The sequence below is a fragment of the Flavobacterium sp. CR10 genome (genome assembly GCF_055814415.1).
In genome coordinates this window covers 534,864-554,887 of the sequence record NZ_CP185985.1, presented here as the reverse complement: position 1 = coordinate 554,887, position 20,024 = coordinate 534,864, and the positions used below count along the sequence as shown (strand labels likewise).

Genomic DNA, 20,024 nt, shown 5'->3' with positions numbered 1-20,024 from the left:
GATGGAATTCGAACAAATATATAAAACCTATTGGGATCGAATTTTCAGGCTTTGCATGGGTTTCGTAAACGATTATGACGCCGCTCAGGATTTGGCTCAGGAAACTTTTATAATTGTCTGGCAGAAATTGGAAACGTTCAGAAATGAATCTTCTATTGGAACCTGGATTTTTAGAATTGCTTCCAACAATTGTCTGAGACAGATAGAAAAGCAAAAACGTTTTCCGAAATCTGAACTTCCTGTTCATCTTTCAGAAGAAAAACTAACCTCATTAGAACCTCAGATTCAATTCTTGTATAAATGTATCGCTGAGCTTCCAGAAACAGATCGTATTATAATTTCGTTAGAATTAGAAGATATCAAACAAAATGAAATTGCTAAAATCGTCGGTCTTTCTGAAGCAAATGTTAGAGTGAAAATTCACAGAATTAAAGAAAAACTGACTCAAAAATTTAAAGAGAATGGACAACGATAATAATATAGATTTTAAAGATTTATGGAAAAAACAATCCGTAAGTCAGCCAGATATGACCGATTTGCTGGCGAGAGTAAACAAATTTAAAAAAACAGGACTGCGCTGTTTATGGCTTACAAATATTTTGCTTTTTGCAACCAGCGCTTTTATTGCCTTTATTTGGTTTTATTATCAGCCACAATTTATTTCGACTAAAATTGGAATTGTTTTGGTGATTTTGGCAATGTTGATTTTTTTAATGGTCTACAATAAATTGTTAGGGAATTATAAAAACATTGAAGCAAATCAAACTAATCAGCAGTATTTGCAAAATCTGATTTCGATTAAAAAGAAACAAAATTTCATGCAGACGAAACTAATGACTTTGTATTTTGTTTTGCTAACAGTTGGAATTTGCTTGTATATGTATGAATACGCAAGTAGAATGAAACCTTTTATGGCAATTTTGATTTATGGAATCACATTGTTTTGGATGTTGTTTAATTGGTTTTATATTCATCCAAAACAAACCAAAAAACAGCAAGAAAAAATAAATAGTCTGATTGAAAAATTTGAAGAAGTTAATCATCAGTTGGAATCATAAAAAAAAGACCCTAAACTAAAATCTAATAATTGTTTTAGGGTCTTAATATAAAAATAATTAAGTTTTATTTTGGAAGGAAACTGCTGTTGTATTGAAAATCACAAGATAGTATCTGTCCTGAAGAATAAGGGGAAGTTTGTGCTCCAACGACAAAACTTGCTTTTAGGTATCCACCTTCTGGTTGGTAAGCAGTCCATTTTTGTTCGCCAATCTGTCTTGATGAAGATCCGTAGCCAGAAAGAAATTTCATAGTGAAAGCAAAATCAGCAAGTGGATTGCTTCCTGATTGTGAAAATCCTGCATATGAAGCTGTATTGGCACTAAAAATAGCAGGATAATAATTCATACCTGTTGTAGGATCGAAAATGTAAGATGTAAATTCCGTATAGTATCTAAAGAAAGTTTTTCCAAAATCATCTTTATGTTTTTCTCTTCCTGCAGTAAAATAGACACGATAAATCCCATCTGTTGTCATAACAGCTAGACCTGTTTTCATTGCTTCATCACCAATATATTTTCCAGTATTGTTTTGTGGAGAAGAATTTGTAAAATCAGTTTCTTTTCCATTAAGTATAATTTTTCCGTCTGTATTAATTACTTCTGCAGTTCTGTTTTCAAATATAGTTATAGCTAAATTAAATTCATTTTTCTTTAGAAGTTTTTCATGTTTTAGGAATAATTTGTTTGCATTATTAGGATCTAAAACTTTTAAGGAATTAAATTCGTCAGCAATACTTTGTATACTAGTGAATTTTGTTTTTTCTCTAAGATCATAAATATTTTTTAATCTGTCTGAATGATAGTTTTTTAGGTTTTTCGAGATTGAATTTTTTGAAGTTTCAGATTGAGAAGTTGAGCTCTGCGTGATGTATTTTTGAGCAGTTTGACTTTCCATCTCTGCTTTTATTGCGGAAATTTCATCTATTTTTTGATCCATTTTTTCAATAGATGAAAAATCTAGAACTTTGGTTTTTGCAACTGCATTTTCTGACGTGGATTCATCTTTAGAACAAGAAGTAATTATCAAGGAGATAATCGCGAATAAGTAAATTCTTTTCATTTTTTAATTGATTTTATTAAAATTTATTTTTTTAATGTAAATTCATTAAAAGAAAAGCTTTGTAATAAAACAAAGCTTCTTCTTTACCAAAAACAAAAAAATTTAAATTCTAAATTTTTATAAATTATTGTCCAAAAACAAAAGAGCCTGGAGCGGCTACGATAATACCATCATTAGTTGCTGTTGCAGTGGTTTCTTTTTCTACTTTTCCGCCAACAATAATTTTAACAGTTAAAGTTTGGCCTTGTGTTCCGCCATATCCACTTACTGTTATTCCAGCTCCATAAGTATCTGCAGAAGCAGTAAATTCTTTACTCCAAGGCAATGAAGTAATATCTACGTTTTGTCCTCCATTACCAGATTCAATATAAGTAGCGCTAAGAGTTCCAGCATAATTTCCAGAAACTTCATATTTTATATCTCTTGAAGACGCTCCTCCATTATCATCATTATCACTGCTGCAAGAAACTGCTGTAAAAGCAAGAGTCATTACGATTGCTAAGGTTTTCAAAATTGATTTCATAATATGTCTTTTAATTAATAATCTGATTCATAACAAAATTAGACCCTTACTTACGGGACGGCAATACCTGATAAAGTGTATTTTTTATTACCTGATATCAGGTAAATGCAAGCAATTTCTTTTTGAAAGTCGTTAAGCTTTAATAACTTTGGGTAAATGCCACATTTATGAAGAAACTCTACGCCTTATTATTTTTTTTGTTTTTTACTGCAATTTCCAATTCACAAGTAATTCTTTCATTAGATGATGATACTGTTTATATTGACAGTATCGTTAAAATCACAAAAAACACAAAATCCGATAGTGTCAAAAGTTTGAATAGTTTTAGATTGTCAAAACTGTTTTTAATGGCTCAGGATGCAAAAAAATCTAAAGAATATTTGGAACAAGCCAATAAGCTTAAAGTCAAATTTCCTTTTCTAAAAGATGCTTCTATTTATTATAATGCCTACAGTTTTATAGAAAAAGGTGATTTGGAGGGTTTTGAAAAAACTTTGCTCGATGCAAATGCCGAACTCAAAAAATATCGAAATAAAGAAGCTTATAAACTTCGCGCGGTGATACTCCAGAATTATGGTATAATGCAACAGCGAAAGAATAATGAGAACGCTTATATGAAATTGCTAGTAAATGAGGCTATTCCGATTGCTAAAAAAAGTGGCGATTACGAATTGATTAGTGCATTAAACAAGGCCGTTGCGATTATTTTTATGAATAATGATGAACGTGAAAAAGCAGCTGAGTACCTAGATCAGGCGCAGAAATATATTGAAAGTGCCACTAAGAAATCGGCAACTTTAGCAGAATCTAAGATGGAAACTTATATTATAAATGCAGAAAATCTGGTAGAGCTGAAACATTTTTACGACGCCAAAGAGATTCTGGATAAAGCTTATGCTACATTAGAAAAATACCCAACATCAAACTTAAACGATTCTTATTTTTATTCGGAAGGACTTTATTACGCTAAACAAAATAAGCACAAAGAGGCATTAGTGAGTTTTGAAAAAGGAATCAAATCGGCAGAAAGTCACCAGAATGCCATTGCAGTACACAGACTGAAATTTGCAGAATATGAAGTGCTTTTTAAACTAAAAAATTATGAAAAAGCCAAAAGCAATCTGGAATATCTCATAGAAAATACAACTATCATTGTCGATAAAAAGAACTATTACAAAGAGCTCTCAAAAGTTTATAATGCGACAAAAGAATATCCGAAAGCGTATTATTATTCGAATAAATACAATGTAATAAACGACAGTCTTAATGATGCTAAATTGAAAAGTGAAATTGTTGAGCTTGAAGCAAAATACAAAAAAGCCGAAAGTGAAAAGAAAATTGGTTTGCTGCAGTCAGAAAATGAAAAAGCGGTTTTGCAGGTTAATAATAATCGTTTGAATATGATGCTTTTTGCGGTGCTTTCGTTTGTATTGTTTCTGACGGTTTTGTTTTTATGGAGTTGGAATAATTATCAGAAAAAGATAAGTTTCCAAAAAGAAGTCAATCACAAACAAGAACTCGAAGCATTAGAGAATCAGCAGAAATTATCTGTTTCAAATGCTTTGATTGAAGGGGAAGAAATAGAAAGAAAAAGAATTGCAAGAGATCTTCACGACGGACTCGGAAGTATGCTTTCTGGCCTTAAAATGCATTTGAATCTTGCTGATCGTGAGAATAAGGAAAATGCTCCGAATATTAATGGTTTATTGAATGATTCGATTAAAGAACTTCGAAATATTTCTCAGAATTTAATGCCAGAAAGTTTAATGAAACTTGGACTCGAACATGCGCTTCGAGATCTATGTGCTTCGCATTCTACAGCAGAAACAACAATCGAATTTCAATATCTGAATAAAAAAACAACCTTGCCACAGCATTTTAAAATTATGATTTTCAGAATCATTCAAGAGCTTCTGAATAATTCTTTGAAATATGCCAAAGCATCGCAGATTTTGGTTTCTTGCTCACAGAATAAAGATGTGTTTTTTATTACTGTAGAAGATAACGGAATTGGTTTTAATGTGGAATATGCAGAAAAAAGGGACGGAATGGGGTTGCGGAATATTAAAAATCGTGTGGCCTTTTTGAATGGAAAACTGGAAATCGATTCTGTCATCGGAAAAGGGACTTCAACTTATATCGAATTAAAATATAACCCAAATCATGATTATGAAGTATAAAACAGTGATAGTAGACGATCATCCAATTGTGATTTCTGGAATTTCAGGTTTGCTGTCGGATTTAGATAATATAGAAATTGTAGAAAAATTTGAATCTGGAATTGCGCTTTTAGATTATATCGAAGACAATAAAGTTGATTTGATTTTAATGGATATTTTCTTGCCTGTAATAAACGGAGTTGATCTGTGTAAAACCATCAAGCAGAAACATCCGAAAATTGTAATTATAGGTATGAGCAGCCAGTCTGAAAGAAGTTTGGTCATGCAGTTTATTCAAAATGGAGGAAACGGGTATATTCTTAAAAACGCTTCTTTTGATGAGTTTAAAGAATGCATTTATAAAGCTATTGATGGCGAAATTGTCTTTAGTGAAGAAGTGAAAACCATAATTAGCCAGCCATTGTCTGAAGATTTAGAAAGAATTCCGGGTCTGAGCAGAAGAGAACGCGATATTGCTTTATTGCTTTCACAAGGAAAATCTACTCAAGAAATCGCTGATGATTTGTTTTTAAGTTTTTTAACCGTTCAAACCCACCGACGCAATATTCTTCAGAAGTACAAAATGAAAAATGTGGCAGAGTTAATTGCTTTTCTACTTAAAAACAACATGTTGAATTAAGTCAAAAGTGCTGAAATGATGTCAAAATGGCATTTTGTTAAAATGGTTCACAATTTGCGGTTTGTTTTGTAAATTTAAAAATCAATCTAAAAACAGAAAAAAATGGGATCAGGATATTTAATTATTGCTGGAGCTATAATGTTGTTCAGCTGGCTGGTAAGTTCGCAGCTGAAGAGCAAATTTGAATTGTATTCGAAGCTGCAACTAAGAAACGGAATGAGCGGCCGTGAAATCGCAGAGAAAATGCTTGCTGATAACGGAATTACAGATGTTCGCGTTATCTCAACACCAGGTCAGTTAACAGATCATTATAATCCATCAGATAAAACAGTAAATTTAAGTGAAGCGGTTTATAATCACCGTAATGCAGCCGCAGCCGCAGTCGCAGCGCACGAATGCGGCCACGCAGTTCAGCATGCAATTGGTTACGAATGGCTGACTATGCGCTCTAAGCTTGTGCCGATTGTGAGCGTTGCGTCAAATTATGTGCAATGGATTTTGATTGCAGGAATTTTAATGATTAAAGTTTTTCCTGGATTATTATTAATCGGAATTATCATTTTTGCTGCAACAACTTTGTTCTCAATTATTACACTTCCTGTAGAATATGATGCAAGTAACCGCGCGTTGGCTTGGCTAGAAAATAAACATATGCTAACGCAAGAAGAACAGGCAGGAGCAAAAGATGCTTTAAAATGGGCAGCAAGAACGTATGTGGTAGCGGCAATTGGTTCTATTGCAACGTTGCTGTACTATATATCGATTTATTCTGGAAGCAGAAGGAACTAATTAGTTAATTGAAATAATTAGTCAATTAGATAATTTATAGTAAAACCCGATAGATTTTTTGAAATCTATCGGGTTTTGTGTTTTGTAAAGTTTGTCTGGCTGAACGGAGTCGAAGCCTTTATAGGTAATTAAGCCCTTCGACTCCGCTCAGGGTGACAGCAGGCATAAAATTATCTAATTTTCAAATTGGCACATTATCTAATTCTAAAGTTGTATTTGCCTATCAATCTGCTGGTCTAATGAAATGAATGTTTCAGTTCTTGAAACTCCTTCAATGGCTTGGATTTTATTATTTAAAAGCTGCATTAAATGTTCGTTGTCGCGACAGATAATTTTAATCAAAACAGACCAGTTTCCTGTGGTATAATGACATTCTAAAACTTCTGGGATTTTGCGGAGTTCTTTTACAGCTTCAGAGTTTCTGGAAGCTTTGTCTAAATAAACGCCAACAAAGGCCATGGTATTATAACCTAGAACTTTTGGGTTTACAGTAAATTTCGATCCAGAAATAACGCCAGATTGCTCTAGCTTTTTTAATCTCTGGTGGATTGCTGCTCCTGAAATTCCTATTTTATTGGCGATTTGCAGAATTGGCTTTCGAGCATCGTCCATTAAGTAACGAAGGATTTCTTTGTCGATTCCGTCAATTTCAATTAAAAGAGAGTTGATTTTCATGACTTATAATTTGAAACTATTTTTGAGATTTGGGTTATCAATAGAAATCAAATGTAGTTAAAATGCATTAGAAAAGGAAATTCCAAATTTTTGAAATTCCAAAAACCAAAACCCAAATTCCAAATTTCAAACATAACCGGTGGTTTCAACCACGGGAGACGACGTATCTAATAAACCCTAAAAAGAAAAATTCCAAATTTCAAGTGCTTGACTTGGAATTTGGAATTTTAAAAATTGAATATTTTTAAAAAGGATTATTTTCCTTTGTTAGCTTCTGCTACATATTTCTCTAGAGCCATTGTCATAGAAGGCGTTTCAGGAGTTGGAGCAAGAATATCAATTCTTAAGCCATGATCTAGAGCCTCTTTCTGCGTTGTGCTTCCGAATACGGCGATTCTGGTGTTGTTTTGTTTAAAATCTGGGAAATTCTTAAACAATGATTTAATTCCTGTCGGACTGAAGAAAGCTAAAACGTCATAATAAACATCAGCTAAATCAGATAAATCACTCATTACAGTTCTGTAGAAAATTGCTTGTGCCCAATCTACTTTTAGACTGTTTAATGTAACAGGAGCATCTGCATTTAATTGGTCAGATGCAGGAAGCAAAAACTTCTCGTCTTTGTACTTCTTAATTAGCGGAGATAAATCTGCAAAATCTTTTGCTCCAACGTAAATTTTACGTTTTCTGTACACAACATACTTTTGAAGGTAAAACGCAACAGCCTCAGATTGACAAAAATATTTCAACCCTTCAGGAACTTTGTAACGCATTTCATCAGCCACTCTAAAAAAATGATCTACAGCATTTCGACTTGTTAAAATGATCGCAGTGTAATGATTAAGATCGATTTTTTGTAATCGAATCTCTTTTGCGCTAACCCCTTCTACATGAATAAATGGTCTGAAATCAATTTTTATTTTGTGTTTTTGTTGGAGCTCAAAGTAAGGAGAATTCTCCACTTTAGGTTCAGGCTGTGACACCAAAATTGTTTTCACTTTCATATTATAAATATTTACTAAGCACTCCCTTTTGTTATCCAATAATAGAGAAAATAATAAGGGGCTATTTCAAGAGCGCAAAGATACAAAATAAAATAAAATAACTTACCGATTATTACGTTTTGATACGTTTTAATTGAAATAAAGTACGAGTATATGCTAATACACAGCGAAATGCCTATGATTGCTAGCGGAATAATCTGTGGAATATTGTTGTAATAGAACAAAACAGCATTGATTGGAAGAATTAAAACGCCGATATAAGTCCTGTATGTTACTTTTTGTAAGTTAAAAAGCTCTACAAATTCGTCAATGTTGAAAGAAGCCGCTACAATTTTCTCAATTAAATACTTTCCTAAAATGAAATAAAGCAGAAAAGTAGCAATGCGGATAAATAATAGCCAATCGGTTTTTGAAGCATATCCAAAAATATTCATCGTGAGCAGAATGAAGAAAGCAAACGATACAACCTGCACAAAAAATAAACCAACCGTAAAGCTGTTTTTCATATGGCTGTTGTCTCGATAAATTTTAGCGTATTTGTCAGAAAAAATAAGTTTACTGAATTCACTAAATCTGGTTTCGTAAGCAGATTTTGTCATAGCAACAACGGCAAAGGTCACCACAAACAAAAGTGTTGCCCAGTCTTTGTTTTCAATAATCCGAGGATGAAGTTGTTCAATCATAGCGATACAAAATTAGTAATTTTTTGATGCAATACTTTTATTATATATTTATTATGAATCAAATGCTATAAAAAGTTTACTTTTGCGGTGAAATTACCGAGAAAAAAATGAATGATAGTATTGTCATAATTCCCACTTATAACGAAATTGAAAACATAGAAAGTATAGTTAGAGCTGTACTTTCGCAGCATAAACCTTTTCATTTGCTGATTATTGATGATAATTCTCCCGATCACACTGCAAAAAAAGTAATTGCATTGCAGGAAGAATATCCCGGAAAACTTTTTTTAGAACAAAGAACTAAAAAATCAGGATTGGGAACTGCGTATGTTCACGGCTTTAAATGGGCTTTGGAGCGCGATTATCAATTTATTTTTGAAATGGATGCCGACTTTTCGCATAACCCAAATGATTTAGAGAAATTATATGATGCTTGCCATTTTGGTGGAGCAGATCTTGCAATTGGTTCTCGTTATGTAAAAGGTGTAAATGTGGTAAACTGGCCTTTAAGCCGAGTTTTGATGTCTTACTTTGCATCTGTTTATGTGAAATTCATTACCGGAATGAAAATTCACGACGCAACTGCTGGTTTTGTATGTTACAAAAGAGAAGTTCTGGAGAAAATCAATTTGAATAAAATAAAGTTTGTTGGATACGCGTTTCAAATTGAAATGAAGTACAGAACTTACTGCGCCAAATTTCAAATTACCGAAGTTCCAATTATTTTTACAGATAGAACAAAAGGAGTTTCTAAAATGAGCAATGCTATTATTAAGGAAGCTATTCTTGGAGTGATTTCGCTTAGATTAAGAAAATTAGTCAATTCATTATAAACCAACCAAAATGAACAGGATTTTAATAAAAAATGCCAAAATTGTAAACGAAGGGACAATTTTTGAAGGTGATGTTTTAATTGAAAACGATCTGATTGTTGAAATTGCAGACAGCATTTCATTAAAAACTTCAGATTGTATTGTAATCGATGCTGAAGGAAATTATTTAATGCCTGGTGCGATAGACGATCAAGTGCATTTTAGAGAACCAGGATTAACGCATAAAGGCGATATCGAATCGGAATCTCGTGCAGCTGTTGCGGGAGGGATTACTTCTTTTATCGAACAGCCAAATACAGTTCCGAATGCGGTTACTCAAGAAATTTTAGAAGATAAATATCAAATTGCGTCAAAAAAATCATTTGCGAATTACTCGTTTATGATGGGTGCAACAAACGATAATTTGGAAGAAGTTTTAAAAACCAATCCAAAAAATGTTGCCGGAATCAAGATTTTCTTAGGTTCGTCTACAGGAAATATGTTGGTGGACAATGAAGCTGTTTTAGAAAAAATATTCTCAAGTACTCCAATGTTAATTGCAGTTCACTGTGAAGATGAAACCACAATTAAAAATAATCTTGCAGCTTTTAAAGAGCAATACGGAGACGATGTTCCAGTAACGGCGCACAATTTAATCAGAAGCGCTGAAGCTTGTTACATTTCTTCTTCAAAAGCGGCGGCTTTAGCAAAAAGAACAGGCGCAAGATTGCATATTTTCCATCTTTCAACAGCGAAGGAAATGGAATTGTTTACGAATAAAATTCCGTTAGAAGAGAAAAAAATCACCGCTGAGGTTTGTGTGCACCACCTTTGGTTTACTGATGAAGATTATAAAACAAAAGGGAATTTCATTAAATGGAACCCTGCTGTTAAAACTGCCGATGATCGTGCAGAACTTTGGAAAGCTTTGAATGACGGAAGAATTGATGTAATTGCTACAGATCACGCGCCTCATACCAAAGAAGAAAAGCAACAGTCGTATCTGAATGCGCCTTCTGGAGGTCCGTTGGTACAGCATGCTGTTGTGGCGATGTTTGAAGCACATCATCAAGGGAAAATCAGTGTGGAGAAAATCGTGGAGAAAATGTGCCACAATCCAGCTAAACTTTTCAAAATTGAAAAAAGAGGATTTATTAAAGAAGGTTATCACGCCGATTTAGTAATCGTTAATCCAAGTTTGCCTTGGAGCGTGAAACCAGAAAATATTTTATACAAATGCGGATGGTCTCCGTTTGAAGGTTATACTTTCAAATCTAGAATCACGCATACTTTTGTAAACGGTGAATTGGTTTATAATAATTTCAAGGTAAAAGATACCAGAGCGGGTAAAAGATTATTGTTTGACAGATAAAAAACAACTATGAAGAATTTTATAGTCATAATATTGGTTTTGTTTCTTTCTATAAGCTGTAAAAAAGAGGTCGTAAATCAGCCTGCAAAGCTTATTGAGAAAGAGAAAATGATTGATATTATGTATGATCTATCTCTTTTGGAAGCCATGAGATATCAGAAGCCATTGTCTATGGATTCAATAGACAGCGATCCTAAAAAGTTTATTTATAAAAAATATAAAGTAGATAGTCTTCAATTTGCACAGAACAACATGTACTATGCTTCGGATTATGAGAATTACAAAGATATGTTTGATCAGGTCAATAAAAGAATTGAAGTGAATCAAAGAGCTGCAGATTCTTTAGCTAAAATTGATGAGAAAAAAGCAGTTAAAGCGAATAAAAATAAACCAAAGGAATTAAAAGAGGTCTCTGTTCAAGGACCGGCGCCAAAAATTAATATTGATTCTATAAGAGAAGCTCACAGAAATAGAAGAAAACTATAGTTTTGAGCTACCAATAATATATTGATGAATATCAGTAAAAACCGTTCCTAGAGCGGTTTTTATTTTTTCGTTGCTATACAGATTTTTTGAATATGAGGCTTTTGCTGTTGCTTTTGTAATGCTTCTCTTTCTAAAGAATAAAGTTGAAAATATTCCGTCAGCGATCCACAATAGATTCATTAAAAAAGGTTTGGCATGAATATGCGGTCTCTTTATTTTAAAAACATCAGAAATCGTGTTTAAAAGGTCCTTAAAAACAATATTTTCAGAGATAAGCGTGAAACGTTCGTTTTTTATATCGCTTTTCATCAATTCATAACTGGTTTTTACAACATCATCAACAGAAATGAAACCAGTACTTCCTAATGTGTAAAACGAAAGTCCTTTTGATACTTTTCGATATATTTCACTGCTTCCTTCATCAAAAATATCCATCATTTTTGGCGGACCTAAAATTACTCCCGGATTTACAACAATAACATTCAAACCTTCCTGTTGTCCTCGCCAAACTTCCATTTCGGCACCATATTTAGAAATGGCATAATCGCTATGCGGTTTTTCGGGATTCCAGTCGGTTTCTTCGGTAATATATGTTTCGTGAGGTGCAATATCTCCTAAAGCGGCAATAGAACTTATATAGCAAAATTTTTCTACTTCTTTAGCAATAGAAAAATTAACCATGTTTGCGGTTCCTTCAATATTGGTTTTTCTAAGGGTTTCTTCGTCTTTTGGATCAAACGAAATAAATGCAGCAGAATGATATACTTGTGTGATGCCGATAAAAGCAGTTTCAAGTGAAGGTATGTCTAGAATATCAGCTTCAAGCCAATTGATTTTTTGAAACAAATGGGCTTTTTTATATAAATCAAAAACCGCTTTTGTTTTCGGAATATTTTTTTCGGTTCTGTAAATTGCCCGCACATTTTCTCCATTTTCGATTAAATGAAGCAATAAATGTGCGCCTACTAAACCAGTTCCTCCAGTTACTAATATCATGTTGTAAAGATAAGTTTTTGTTGGAAAGGTGCAAAGTTGCAGAGGGACAAAGTTGCAAAGGTTTTTTTATAAAGTTGCAAAGTTTCAAAGTTGCAGAGTTTCAAAGTTTTTATGTATTGATATTGTGATTGCTTTTTGATATTGCCAATACCATTGACTATATTTGCGCAAATTATTTAAAAAAATGAAGAATCTAGTTGAAGAATTAAAATGGCGCGGGTTATACCATGATAGTATGCCTGGAACGGAAGAACAATTGCTAAAAGAAGCAACCACTGCCTATATCGGTTTTGATCCAACGGCAGATTCACTGCACATCGGAAGTATGGTACAGATCATTTTATTGGTTCACTTAAAGAATTTTGGTCACAGACCAATCGCTTTAGTAGGTGGAGCAACAGGAATGATTGGAGATCCTTCTGGTAAATCTGATGAAAGAAACTTGCTTGACGAAGAGGCTTTGGCTAAAAACGTAGCCGGAATCAAAAGCGTTTTGTCTCGTTTCTTAGATTTTAATTCAACCGAAGCAAATGCACCGGTAATGGTGAATAACTACGATTGGATGAAAGAATTCTCTTTTATCGATTTTGCACGTGAAGTTGGAAAAAGAATTACCGTAAACTATATGATGGCTAAAGATTCTGTAAAAAAGAGATTTAGCGGTGAAGGTGAGGGAATGTCTTTTACAGAATTTACATATCAGTTAATTCAAGGTTACGATTTCTATCATTTATATAAAAACAACAACTGCATTTTGCAAATGGGTGGTTCTGACCAATGGGGTAATATTACCACAGGAACAGAATTAGTGCGCAGAATGGGAGGTGAGAATGCTAAAGCGTATGCTTTAACAACGCCTTTGATTACAAAAGCAGACGGATCTAAATTTGGAAAATCTGAAGGAGGAAACGTTTGGTTAGACGCTGATAAAACTTCTGTATATAAATTCTACCAATTTTGGGTAAACACGACAGATGTAGATGCTGAAAAATATATCAAAATCTTTACTTTCTTAGATAAAGATACTATTGAGGCTTTAATTGAAGAGCACAAAACAGCTCCGCATTTAAGAGTTTTACAAAAGAAATTAGCAGAAGAGATTACTGTTTTTGTCCACAATAGAGAAGAATTAGAGAAAGCAATTCAGGCTTCAAACATTTTGTTTGGAAATTCAACTGCTGAGGATTTAAAGAAATTGGATGAAGCAACCTTTTTAGAAGTTTTTGATGGAGTTCCACAAGCTGAAATCGCAAAAGCTGATTTAGAAAACGGATTGGATATTATCACTGTTTTAAACGAAAAAACAGGTTTTTTTAAATCAAACGGAGAGGCGAGAAGAGCTTTAACAGCAAATTCAATTTCTGTAAACAGAGAAAAAATCAAAGAAGATTTTGTTTTGACGGCTAATGATTTAATCAACAATCAGTTCGTTTTATTGCAAAGCGGAAAGAAGAATTACTTTGTGATTAGAGTTGTTTAAAAGGTTTAACTGTTTAATCGGTTAATTGTTTAATCGATTTAGTAAAATCTTTTGCATTTAATATATAAATCCCAATGTTCGAAAGAATATTGGGATTTTTTTATTGAAAAAAAACATTCCGTAGGAATGTCTGGTCGGTAGAATTGAAATTTGGTTTGTAATTAACAACGTTCCGTAGGAACGTTTGATTAATGCGGTGAATTAACGATAACCATATTATCGATTAAACGATTAACCAAATCAACGATTAAACGATCAAAGAACCATCAAATTACACCCACGAATATCAGAATTATCAAAACGTCCCAATACCTCGAAAGAGTTGTTCGAATATTTTTTGCCTAAATCCTGCGTAGCTATAAAAGAACATGAATTGATATTGGCCAAATCTATAACATTAATTCCGCCCGTTCTTCCATCATTCACGTAAGTGAGAGCATCTTCTGGATCTCGCACTAAAATATGCATCCAAGAAGGACATTCAAAAATACCTTCGCCTAAAGAATACGCTTGAGCTAAAAGCTCTGTCATTCCGTATTCTGAATGAATAGAAGAAACGCCAAAACCTTTGCATAAAATATCGTGCAATTCTTCACGAATCATTTCTTTGCGTTTTCCTTTCATTCCTCCGGTTTCCATAATAATGGTATTTTGAAGATTGAATTGATGTTTTTCGATTAAATCCAACAAAGCATACGTAACCCCAATTAAGATTACATTTTGGCCTGCTTCGTCCAATTCAAGAAGTTTTTTGATAAGGTCGTCGTGATTGTGCAAATAAAATCCGCTTTCAGGCTGATTAGAGAGTTTTATCAGGTCTTCTACCATATAAATTAACGAAGAGCCTTCGCGTTCTAGATAAGACGGCAAAAGGGCTAAAACAACGTAATCTTCTATATTGCCATAAAACTGAGAAAATCCTTTGCGGTAACTTTCCTCATATAGGGAAACATCGGTCACTAAATGTCGGCTGGTAATCATTCCGGTTGTACCACTGCTGGTAAAAGTTACTTGTGCAGGATCTGTATTAGAAACCACATTGTGACTTTTGAAAAACTGAATGGGTAAAAAAGGAATTTGCTGCAGTGATTTTACCTGCTGCGGATTTACTTTTAAAAAATCACAGAAATCGCGATAGACTTTGTTGTTCTCGTGCTGAAAACGAAACACTTTTAGTGCTATTTTTTCAAATTGTTTCTGACTTGAAATGGTAAAGATATCGTTGGCTGTGATCAAAACTTTTTTTTGCAAAGATATTATATTTAGTGTTCAGTCGCGGTATTCAGTCGCAGTTTTCAGTCGCGGTGCGCAACAAAGTGCATAAACTAAAAACTGTGACTGCAACTGGAAAATTAAAAAAGTGTTCAGTCTCAGTTTTCGGTCGCAGTATTTGACAGGGTTCATAAACTGAAAACTGCGACTGAAAACTAAAAAAAGCTCCAAAGGAGCTTTTTTATCTTATAATGAGTTTTCGTGTTGCCGAAGCGTTCTGTTCGCTTATTTTGATGATGTAAACACCAGGAGGCAGTTCTGAAACACTTAATTCTTTTGATACTAAATGTGCTTGCAATACTTTTTTGCCCAAAAGATCGAACACAATAATTTCTTTCTCTAAATCGTTTTTAGATGATATGTACACTTTTCCGTTTGTCACTGGGTTAGGATACAAGCTGAGACCCTCAATAGAAGTAGATTCTTGAGGTTTTGGTAATTGCTTACTATCTTGCGCCGCGACGCTAAGAGTAAAGAAAAATGCCAATAAGAAAGTAATATAAAAGTAGTTTTTTGCCATCGCATGTATTTGATTACCGTAAATATACAAAAAAAATTACAAAAATGGCGCCAAAAAAAAACATCCTAAATATTTAGGATGTTTTTAACATTATGTTTTAAAAACAATTAGAAGTTACGATGGTTGTCAAGACTAATTGGTAATCATTGAATAAAAAAAACACCTAATAAAAATTAAGGTGTTTTTGAATATTTCGGGTTTTTCTTAATTATAGACCTTTTGTCCATCCAGCAGTCCAAGTTGGAACTCCTGATCCGTTTCCTGCTCCAGTTGCAGTTGCAGATTCTGTGAAAACCTTAGATACATCTACAGTTTCTTTTACAGTGTTTGTACCTTTAGATTTTGTAGTAACATCTTCGAATTTTACGTTAGTTGCAAGCAAGTCAGTTCCAACATAACCGATAGTTTCGTTGTGCTCAACGTCAAATCCGGTTTTCCAACCTTTTAATACAACGTTATCAAATTTACCTTTAGTACCAACTCTTAATTTGAAAGCTTGAGATTCTGAACTTGTGTCAGTTGATCCGAAACCTACTAGAGTAAGATTTTTGATTGTTGGGAAAGAAATTGGAGTAGCTAAGTTGTTGTTAGCATTGTTATCAGCCTCGACACCTCTGTTACCAGCGTTTGTTCTGATTCCGTACCAGTTTTCAGCAGTTCCATTCCATCCTTCAGTCCAGTCGAATAAATCATCACCAACGTTTGTAGCATCTTTATTAGAAACAACTAAGTGAGTAGCGTTAACAGTTCCACCAAACCATTCGAATCCGTCATCAGAGCTTTCGAAAATTTGAACGTAATCAACAACAGTTCCTTTACCAACTCCGAAGAATGAGATACCGTTGAATTCTTTACTTGTGTTATAAGCGTAACCTGGGTATTCAATTCTTAAATATTTAATTGAACCTGAGTTATCATTAGCATCAGTACCGCCGTATGGTAAGTCAGAAACTTCAGCAGATGCAGTTGCTCCAGAATTGATAGGTGCTCTTCCGCAAATAACTAATCCTCCCCAAGATCCTGGTTTAGTTGCAGTTGATGTCATGATAACTGGGCTTGAAGCCGTACCTTGAACATCGATTTTACCACCTTGAGAGATAGCAATATATCTGATAGATTCTACTTTATTTGGATCTAATGTAGTAGCCTCAATAACTACCCCAGGCTTAATTGTAAGTTTAGCGTTTGCTTTAACAACTAATTTACCTGTAAGTTTATAGGTTCCTGATTCTAAGATAACTTCTCCATCATTAATTTCTCCTTGAAGATTGTCTCTTGTTAAGACGAAAGAAGAATTACCTCCAGTGTTTGAATCATTGTTGTCGCTTGAGCAAGATGTTGTAAGTGTTACAAGTGATAAAGTTGCTAAGCCTAAAATTGTTGAAATTGTTCTTTTCATTACTTTTTTAATTAGTAGTTTGTGTTTATGCAAAGATTAAAACTTATGACAGAATGAATGTTAAATCGCTGTAATCTATTTGTTATATGTTTTTTAAAGGAACGTTAAGGAATTGTGACCTCTAAATCTGCCTTTGATTAGAATTGATAGTTCATTCCTAATCCAAATGTCATTCCTTTTTTATAATTGAACACTAAAACGTCTCCGCCAGCATTTTCCTGTACTCTTCTAAATTCTGGATTCAGTAAATTTCTTGCTCCAAAATCAATTCCAAGGTTTTTGTTTATTTTAGTTTTTAAAATAAGATCTAATGATCCCATTGATTTGTCTACTAAATTTCCTTTTCCTAAAGCTCCAATAGCATATAGTTTATCAGAGTAGTGATTGTATGCTAGGGTTGCTGTAATTCCAGCGTCATTTTGCCAGTTTTTAGTGTAAGATAAATCAGCATTCAAAATTAAATCTGAAGCTCCTGTAAAACCAGAACTTGTATCGGTAAGGCTAATGTTTAATGTACTGTTTGTTTCTTCTCTAACTTTTTCGGAATCGATATCCTGATTTGTTTTCATTAATGAAGCATTAAAACCAAAAGAAAGTTTGTTTGTGAATTCGCTGTCTATTTCAAAAAGGTTTTTTCTAGCTTCTAATTCCACTCCATAAGCATAACCTTTATCTCCAATGTTTACCCAAGAAATATCATTTGAAGCAGAAGCAATTACAACTTCGTTAATAGGGTCTAAGATGTATTTTCCGAAAGCAGTTACAGAGAATAATTCATCGCTTTTTGGGAACATTTCCCATTTAATATCTAAGTTATAGTTTTGAGAAGGATATAAGTAAGGGTTACCAATTTTAGTTTCCATTACATCTTCGTAGATAAACAAAGCACGTTCTTTGAATTGTGGTAGAGTATATGTCTTACTTGCAGCTAAACGAAGGTTTTGTTTTTCGTTTAATTCATATTTTAAAACAAGACTTGGTAAGAATTCATTTCTGTCAAATGTGTTTTTTCCTCCACTTGCATCAAGCTGTGTTCTCCATGTAACCATTTGAGAAATTTTCTCATATCTAAAACCTAAAACAGAGCTTAATTTATCCGTTAGTTTATATTCGATACTAGCAAATCCTGCGTGGATATCTTGGTCACCGTTGTAAGTTTGAGGAGTCATTCCTGCAAAAGCGCTAATTCCGAATAGTCCGTTGTCATAATTTTCCTGGTTAAAGAAAGCATCTAAGTTATTTGGCATAACTGGTGTGTTTTGTCCTTGTCCTGTAACGTTAAAGTTAAATTGGATAGCTTCGAAATCGCGTTTTTTGAATTTTCCGTTGTAACCTGCTACAACTTTTCCTTTAGACTCACCATCCTTATCGCTTAATTTGTACGTAAAAGCAAGGTTGGCAGCTGCTTCGTCTTCTTTTAAGTTTTGGTAATATCTTTGGTTATCTGTAATAGTTGTCTGAGCAATTGTATAAACGCCACTTGCACGATCTAAGAACATTTTGTTTTGAGTTCTATCTGGCATATCACCTTTTACAGTATTGTATGAAACCCCCCAGTCAAAATCAATTTTATCAGTTATTTTATGATTACCTAAAAGCTGATTGATGAAAACAGTATTTTGGGTGAAAGTTCCTCTTTGAACTAAAAGATCGGCATCATCATTGTCAAAGTCCCTGTCGCTACCAAAATAGTTGTCTCTAGTTTGCTCAGAAGAGTTAACAAATAAAAAGTTGTAACCAATTTTATGATTTTTGTTTAAGCGGTAATTGGCATTAAACATTCCTGTAGAATTTGTAGTGTAAGTGTATTTTTGTTCTTGAAAAGATCTTAAACTAACCCCTTGAGCATTTACACTTTGGCTCAACCCTTCTCTAAACTCATAACCATTACTGAAACCTGCTGTTCCAAAAACACTAAGTTTTCCTTCTTCGCCAATATTAAATGTTTTACCAGCTTTTAAATTGAAACTTCCTGCATATGGTGCTTCTTTAACCGGGTTTAAACTGTTTTCAAAATTATATCCAGTTAAAGCATTTGAGGGAACACCATAAGAAACAAAACCTGATTTGGTTGGTCCTTGTTGTAATAAAAAGTTATCAGATTGCTGTAATGCATTAGTGTTAACTTTCGACCCTAATGAGATTTCAAACAAACCTTTTCCACGGTAATCTTTAGAAACGATATCTACATTTCCTCCTGCAAAATCTCCGTACATTTTTGATGTATACGATTTGTCGATTGAGATGTATTCAACAATGTCAGTTGAAAATAGATCAAGAGCAATGTTTTTTCTTTCAGGATCGTTTGACGGAATAGGAAGTCCGTTCATTGAAGTAGAATTATAGCGGTCACCCAATCCTCTTACGTAAACGTTGTTGCTTCCTTCCTGTTTGGAAACTCCTGAAGTTTTTACTACAGCTGCAGCTACGTCGCCCACACCTTTTCTAGAAAGTTCTTGAGCACCAATAGATTGTTTGATGTCGACAGCATTTTTTTGCTCCAAAAGTAAAGCAGTTTCCTTTTGTTTGCTTACTGCGGTTGCCTGAACCACTACATCTTTAAGAGTATAACTTCCAGACGAAAGGCCTTGATTAACTGTTACAGTTTCATTTGCTTTTATAGCAACTGGAGCTTCAACAGATTCATATCCTAAAAAACTAAAGATTAAAGTATAATTTCCAGGATTTACGCTTAACGAATATTTTCCGTCTACGTCGGTATTTACGCTAATATTTGTACCTTTAACTAAAACATTAGCAAATGGCAGAGCTGCGTTGTTCATATCCTTGTCAGTCAGAACTCCAGAAATCGTACCTTTGTTTTGCGCGATCGAAATCGTACAGATAAATAATGCAATAAAGAGAAATCTTAAATTGAATTTCATTTTTTTCAGTGTTGTGTTTGTGTCTTATTATTTTTGTGCAAAGAAAGAACCGCTCTGTGAAGTCCATGTTACCGACTTGTTATGTTTTTGTGTTGTTAAGATTATCAAATTGTTACGAGATTAAATTACGGTTAACACCATTTTTTAAAGGTTCTTTTGTTAGTATATTTACCCTGTGAAATAAGAAATATCGAATGTTTAATGAAGAAGT

The 20,024-nt window shown here is 33.6% G+C and carries 19 protein-coding genes; 9 read left to right on the top strand and 10 right to left on the bottom strand.

Annotated features, from left to right (window positions below; translation table 11 throughout):
* Position 1: 1 nt before the first annotated feature.
* Both ACNRYB_RS02655 and ACNRYB_RS02650 read left to right on the top strand, forming a co-directional pair.
* Entirely contained in the window at positions 2–475 is a 474-nt protein-coding gene (locus ACNRYB_RS02655; RefSeq protein ID WP_129746544.1) for an RNA polymerase sigma factor, read from the top strand.
* Positions 462–1,058: a hypothetical protein gene (locus ACNRYB_RS02650; protein WP_473729145.1), complete on the top strand. Its 597-nt coding sequence runs from the start codon at positions 462–464 to the stop codon at positions 1,056–1,058. Before ACNRYB_RS02655 ends, ACNRYB_RS02650 begins: the two co-directional genes overlap by 14 nt.
* Before the next feature lie 64 nt (positions 1,059–1,122).
* Here the strand turns inward: ACNRYB_RS02650 and ACNRYB_RS02645 are convergent, their stop codons facing one another.
* Both ACNRYB_RS02645 and ACNRYB_RS02640 read right to left on the bottom strand, forming a co-directional pair.
* Positions 1,123–2,118, bottom strand: a complete 996-nt coding sequence (locus ACNRYB_RS02645; protein WP_473729144.1) for a hypothetical protein — start codon at positions 2,116–2,118, stop codon at positions 1,123–1,125.
* Positions 2,119–2,242: 124 nt separating this feature from the next.
* Positions 2,243–2,641, bottom strand: a complete 399-nt coding sequence (locus ACNRYB_RS02640; protein WP_263524598.1) for an MmpS family protein — start codon at positions 2,639–2,641, stop codon at positions 2,243–2,245.
* Positions 2,642–2,808: 167 nt separating this feature from the next.
* Here ACNRYB_RS02640 and ACNRYB_RS02635 point away from each other — a divergent pair, with 167 nt between their 5' ends.
* From ACNRYB_RS02635 to ACNRYB_RS02625, 3 genes are all read left to right on the top strand, one after another.
* Positions 2,809–4,821, top strand: coding sequence for a histidine kinase (locus tag ACNRYB_RS02635; RefSeq protein ID WP_473729143.1), 2,013 nt, complete (start codon positions 2,809–2,811; stop codon positions 4,819–4,821).
* Positions 4,811–5,440, top strand: a complete 630-nt coding sequence (locus ACNRYB_RS02630) for a response regulator (protein WP_239452955.1) — start codon at positions 4,811–4,813, stop codon at positions 5,438–5,440. The genes ACNRYB_RS02635 and ACNRYB_RS02630 overlap by 11 nt, the downstream gene beginning before the upstream one ends.
* A gap of 102 nt (positions 5,441–5,542) precedes the next feature.
* A complete protein-coding gene (locus tag ACNRYB_RS02625; RefSeq protein ID WP_260671646.1) occupies positions 5,543–6,229 on the top strand; it encodes a zinc metallopeptidase in 687 nt (228 codons plus the stop codon).
* Between the two features lie 204 nt (positions 6,230–6,433).
* Here the strand turns inward: ACNRYB_RS02625 and ACNRYB_RS02620 are convergent, their stop codons facing one another.
* The 3 genes from ACNRYB_RS02620 to ACNRYB_RS02610 form a co-directional block, all read right to left on the bottom strand.
* Positions 6,434–6,904: an Lrp/AsnC family transcriptional regulator gene (locus ACNRYB_RS02620; RefSeq protein ID WP_111365821.1), complete on the bottom strand. Its 471-nt coding sequence runs from the start codon at positions 6,902–6,904 to the stop codon at positions 6,434–6,436.
* Between the two features lie 254 nt (positions 6,905–7,158).
* The gene (locus ACNRYB_RS02615) at positions 7,159–7,908 is read right to left on the bottom strand and encodes a uroporphyrinogen-III synthase (RefSeq protein ID WP_008465120.1); all 750 of its coding nucleotides are present in this window, start codon (positions 7,906–7,908) and stop codon (positions 7,159–7,161) included.
* A gap of 14 nt (positions 7,909–7,922) precedes the next feature.
* Positions 7,923–8,591 (bottom strand): DUF4271 domain-containing protein, encoded by a 669-nt coding sequence (locus ACNRYB_RS02610; protein WP_473729142.1) that lies wholly within the window; start codon positions 8,589–8,591, stop codon positions 7,923–7,925.
* A 107-nt stretch (positions 8,592–8,698) separates the two neighbouring features.
* Here ACNRYB_RS02610 and ACNRYB_RS02605 point away from each other — a divergent pair, with 107 nt between their 5' ends.
* The 3 genes from ACNRYB_RS02605 to ACNRYB_RS02595 are packed head-to-tail and all read left to right on the top strand — an operon-like array spanning position 8,699 to position 11,261.
* The gene (locus ACNRYB_RS02605; RefSeq protein ID WP_354591003.1) at positions 8,699–9,424 is read left to right on the top strand and encodes a polyprenol monophosphomannose synthase; all 726 of its coding nucleotides are present in this window, start codon (positions 8,699–8,701) and stop codon (positions 9,422–9,424) included.
* Between the two features lie 10 nt (positions 9,425–9,434).
* Positions 9,435–10,775, top strand: a complete 1,341-nt coding sequence (locus ACNRYB_RS02600; protein ID WP_473729141.1) for a dihydroorotase — start codon at positions 9,435–9,437, stop codon at positions 10,773–10,775.
* Positions 10,776–10,784: 9 nt separating this feature from the next.
* Positions 10,785–11,261, top strand: a complete 477-nt coding sequence (locus ACNRYB_RS02595; protein ID WP_473729140.1) for a DUF4296 domain-containing protein — start codon at positions 10,785–10,787, stop codon at positions 11,259–11,261.
* Here the strand turns inward: ACNRYB_RS02595 and ACNRYB_RS02590 are convergent.
* Complete coding sequence (locus ACNRYB_RS02590) at positions 11,256–12,257, bottom strand: NAD-dependent epimerase/dehydratase family protein (protein WP_473729139.1); 1,002 nt, start codon at positions 12,255–12,257, stop codon at positions 11,256–11,258. The two genes, ACNRYB_RS02595 and ACNRYB_RS02590, sit on opposite strands and share 6 nt — an antisense overlap.
* 184 nt (positions 12,258–12,441) lie before the next feature.
* Here ACNRYB_RS02590 and tyrS point away from each other — a divergent pair, with 184 nt between their 5' ends.
* The gene (tyrS, locus tag ACNRYB_RS02585; RefSeq protein WP_473729138.1) at positions 12,442–13,737 is read left to right on the top strand and encodes a tyrosine--tRNA ligase; all 1,296 of its coding nucleotides are present in this window, start codon (positions 12,442–12,444) and stop codon (positions 13,735–13,737) included.
* A gap of 255 nt (positions 13,738–13,992) precedes the next feature.
* Here tyrS and ACNRYB_RS02580 read toward each other — a convergent pair whose 3' ends face one another.
* From ACNRYB_RS02580 to ACNRYB_RS02565, 4 genes are all read right to left on the bottom strand, one after another.
* Positions 13,993–14,973 carry a LuxE/PaaK family acyltransferase gene (locus ACNRYB_RS02580; protein ID WP_473730231.1) on the bottom strand — a complete coding sequence of 327 codons (981 nt, stop codon included), beginning with the start codon at positions 14,971–14,973 and terminating at the stop codon, positions 13,993–13,995.
* 217 nt (positions 14,974–15,190) lie between these two features.
* Positions 15,191–15,529, bottom strand: a complete 339-nt coding sequence (locus ACNRYB_RS02575) for a T9SS type A sorting domain-containing protein (RefSeq protein ID WP_008465102.1) — start codon at positions 15,527–15,529, stop codon at positions 15,191–15,193.
* A 208-nt stretch (positions 15,530–15,737) separates the two neighbouring features.
* Positions 15,738–16,928 (bottom strand): hypothetical protein, encoded by a 1,191-nt coding sequence (locus ACNRYB_RS02570; RefSeq protein ID WP_119793186.1) that lies wholly within the window; start codon positions 16,926–16,928, stop codon positions 15,738–15,740.
* Positions 16,929–17,065: 137 nt separating this feature from the next.
* Entirely contained in the window at positions 17,066–19,813 is a 2,748-nt protein-coding gene (locus ACNRYB_RS02565) for a TonB-dependent receptor (protein ID WP_433779355.1), read from the bottom strand.
* Positions 19,814–20,024: the final 211 nt, after the last annotated feature.

Coding starts and splice junctions, on each gene's coding strand:
- ACNRYB_RS02655 (WP_129746544.1), top strand. CDS start 2: ATGGAATTCGAACAAATATATAAAACCTATTGGGATCGAATTTTCAGG.
- ACNRYB_RS02650 (WP_473729145.1), top strand. CDS start 462: ATGGACAACGATAATAATATAGATTTTAAAGATTTATGGAAAAAACAA.
- ACNRYB_RS02645 (WP_473729144.1), bottom strand. CDS start 2,118: ATGAAAAGAATTTACTTATTCGCGATTATCTCCTTGATAATTACTTCT.
- ACNRYB_RS02640 (WP_263524598.1), bottom strand. CDS start 2,641: ATGAAATCAATTTTGAAAACCTTAGCAATCGTAATGACTCTTGCTTTT.
- ACNRYB_RS02635 (WP_473729143.1), top strand. CDS start 2,809: ATGAAGAAACTCTACGCCTTATTATTTTTTTTGTTTTTTACTGCAATT.
- ACNRYB_RS02630 (WP_239452955.1), top strand. CDS start 4,811: ATGAAGTATAAAACAGTGATAGTAGACGATCATCCAATTGTGATTTCT.
- ACNRYB_RS02625 (WP_260671646.1), top strand. CDS start 5,543: ATGGGATCAGGATATTTAATTATTGCTGGAGCTATAATGTTGTTCAGC.
- ACNRYB_RS02620 (WP_111365821.1), bottom strand. CDS start 6,904: ATGAAAATCAACTCTCTTTTAATTGAAATTGACGGAATCGACAAAGAA.
- ACNRYB_RS02615 (WP_008465120.1), bottom strand. CDS start 7,908: ATGAAAGTGAAAACAATTTTGGTGTCACAGCCTGAACCTAAAGTGGAG.
- ACNRYB_RS02610 (WP_473729142.1), bottom strand. CDS start 8,591: ATGATTGAACAACTTCATCCTCGGATTATTGAAAACAAAGACTGGGCA.
- ACNRYB_RS02605 (WP_354591003.1), top strand. CDS start 8,699: ATGAATGATAGTATTGTCATAATTCCCACTTATAACGAAATTGAAAAC.
- ACNRYB_RS02600 (WP_473729141.1), top strand. CDS start 9,435: ATGAACAGGATTTTAATAAAAAATGCCAAAATTGTAAACGAAGGGACA.
- ACNRYB_RS02595 (WP_473729140.1), top strand. CDS start 10,785: ATGAAGAATTTTATAGTCATAATATTGGTTTTGTTTCTTTCTATAAGC.
- ACNRYB_RS02590 (WP_473729139.1), bottom strand. CDS start 12,257: ATGATATTAGTAACTGGAGGAACTGGTTTAGTAGGCGCACATTTATTG.
- tyrS (WP_473729138.1), top strand. CDS start 12,442: ATGAAGAATCTAGTTGAAGAATTAAAATGGCGCGGGTTATACCATGAT.
- ACNRYB_RS02575 (WP_008465102.1), bottom strand. CDS start 15,529: ATGGCAAAAAACTACTTTTATATTACTTTCTTATTGGCATTTTTCTTT.
- ACNRYB_RS02570 (WP_119793186.1), bottom strand. CDS start 16,928: ATGAAAAGAACAATTTCAACAATTTTAGGCTTAGCAACTTTATCACTT.
- ACNRYB_RS02565 (WP_433779355.1), bottom strand. CDS start 19,813: ATGAAATTCAATTTAAGATTTCTCTTTATTGCATTATTTATCTGTACG.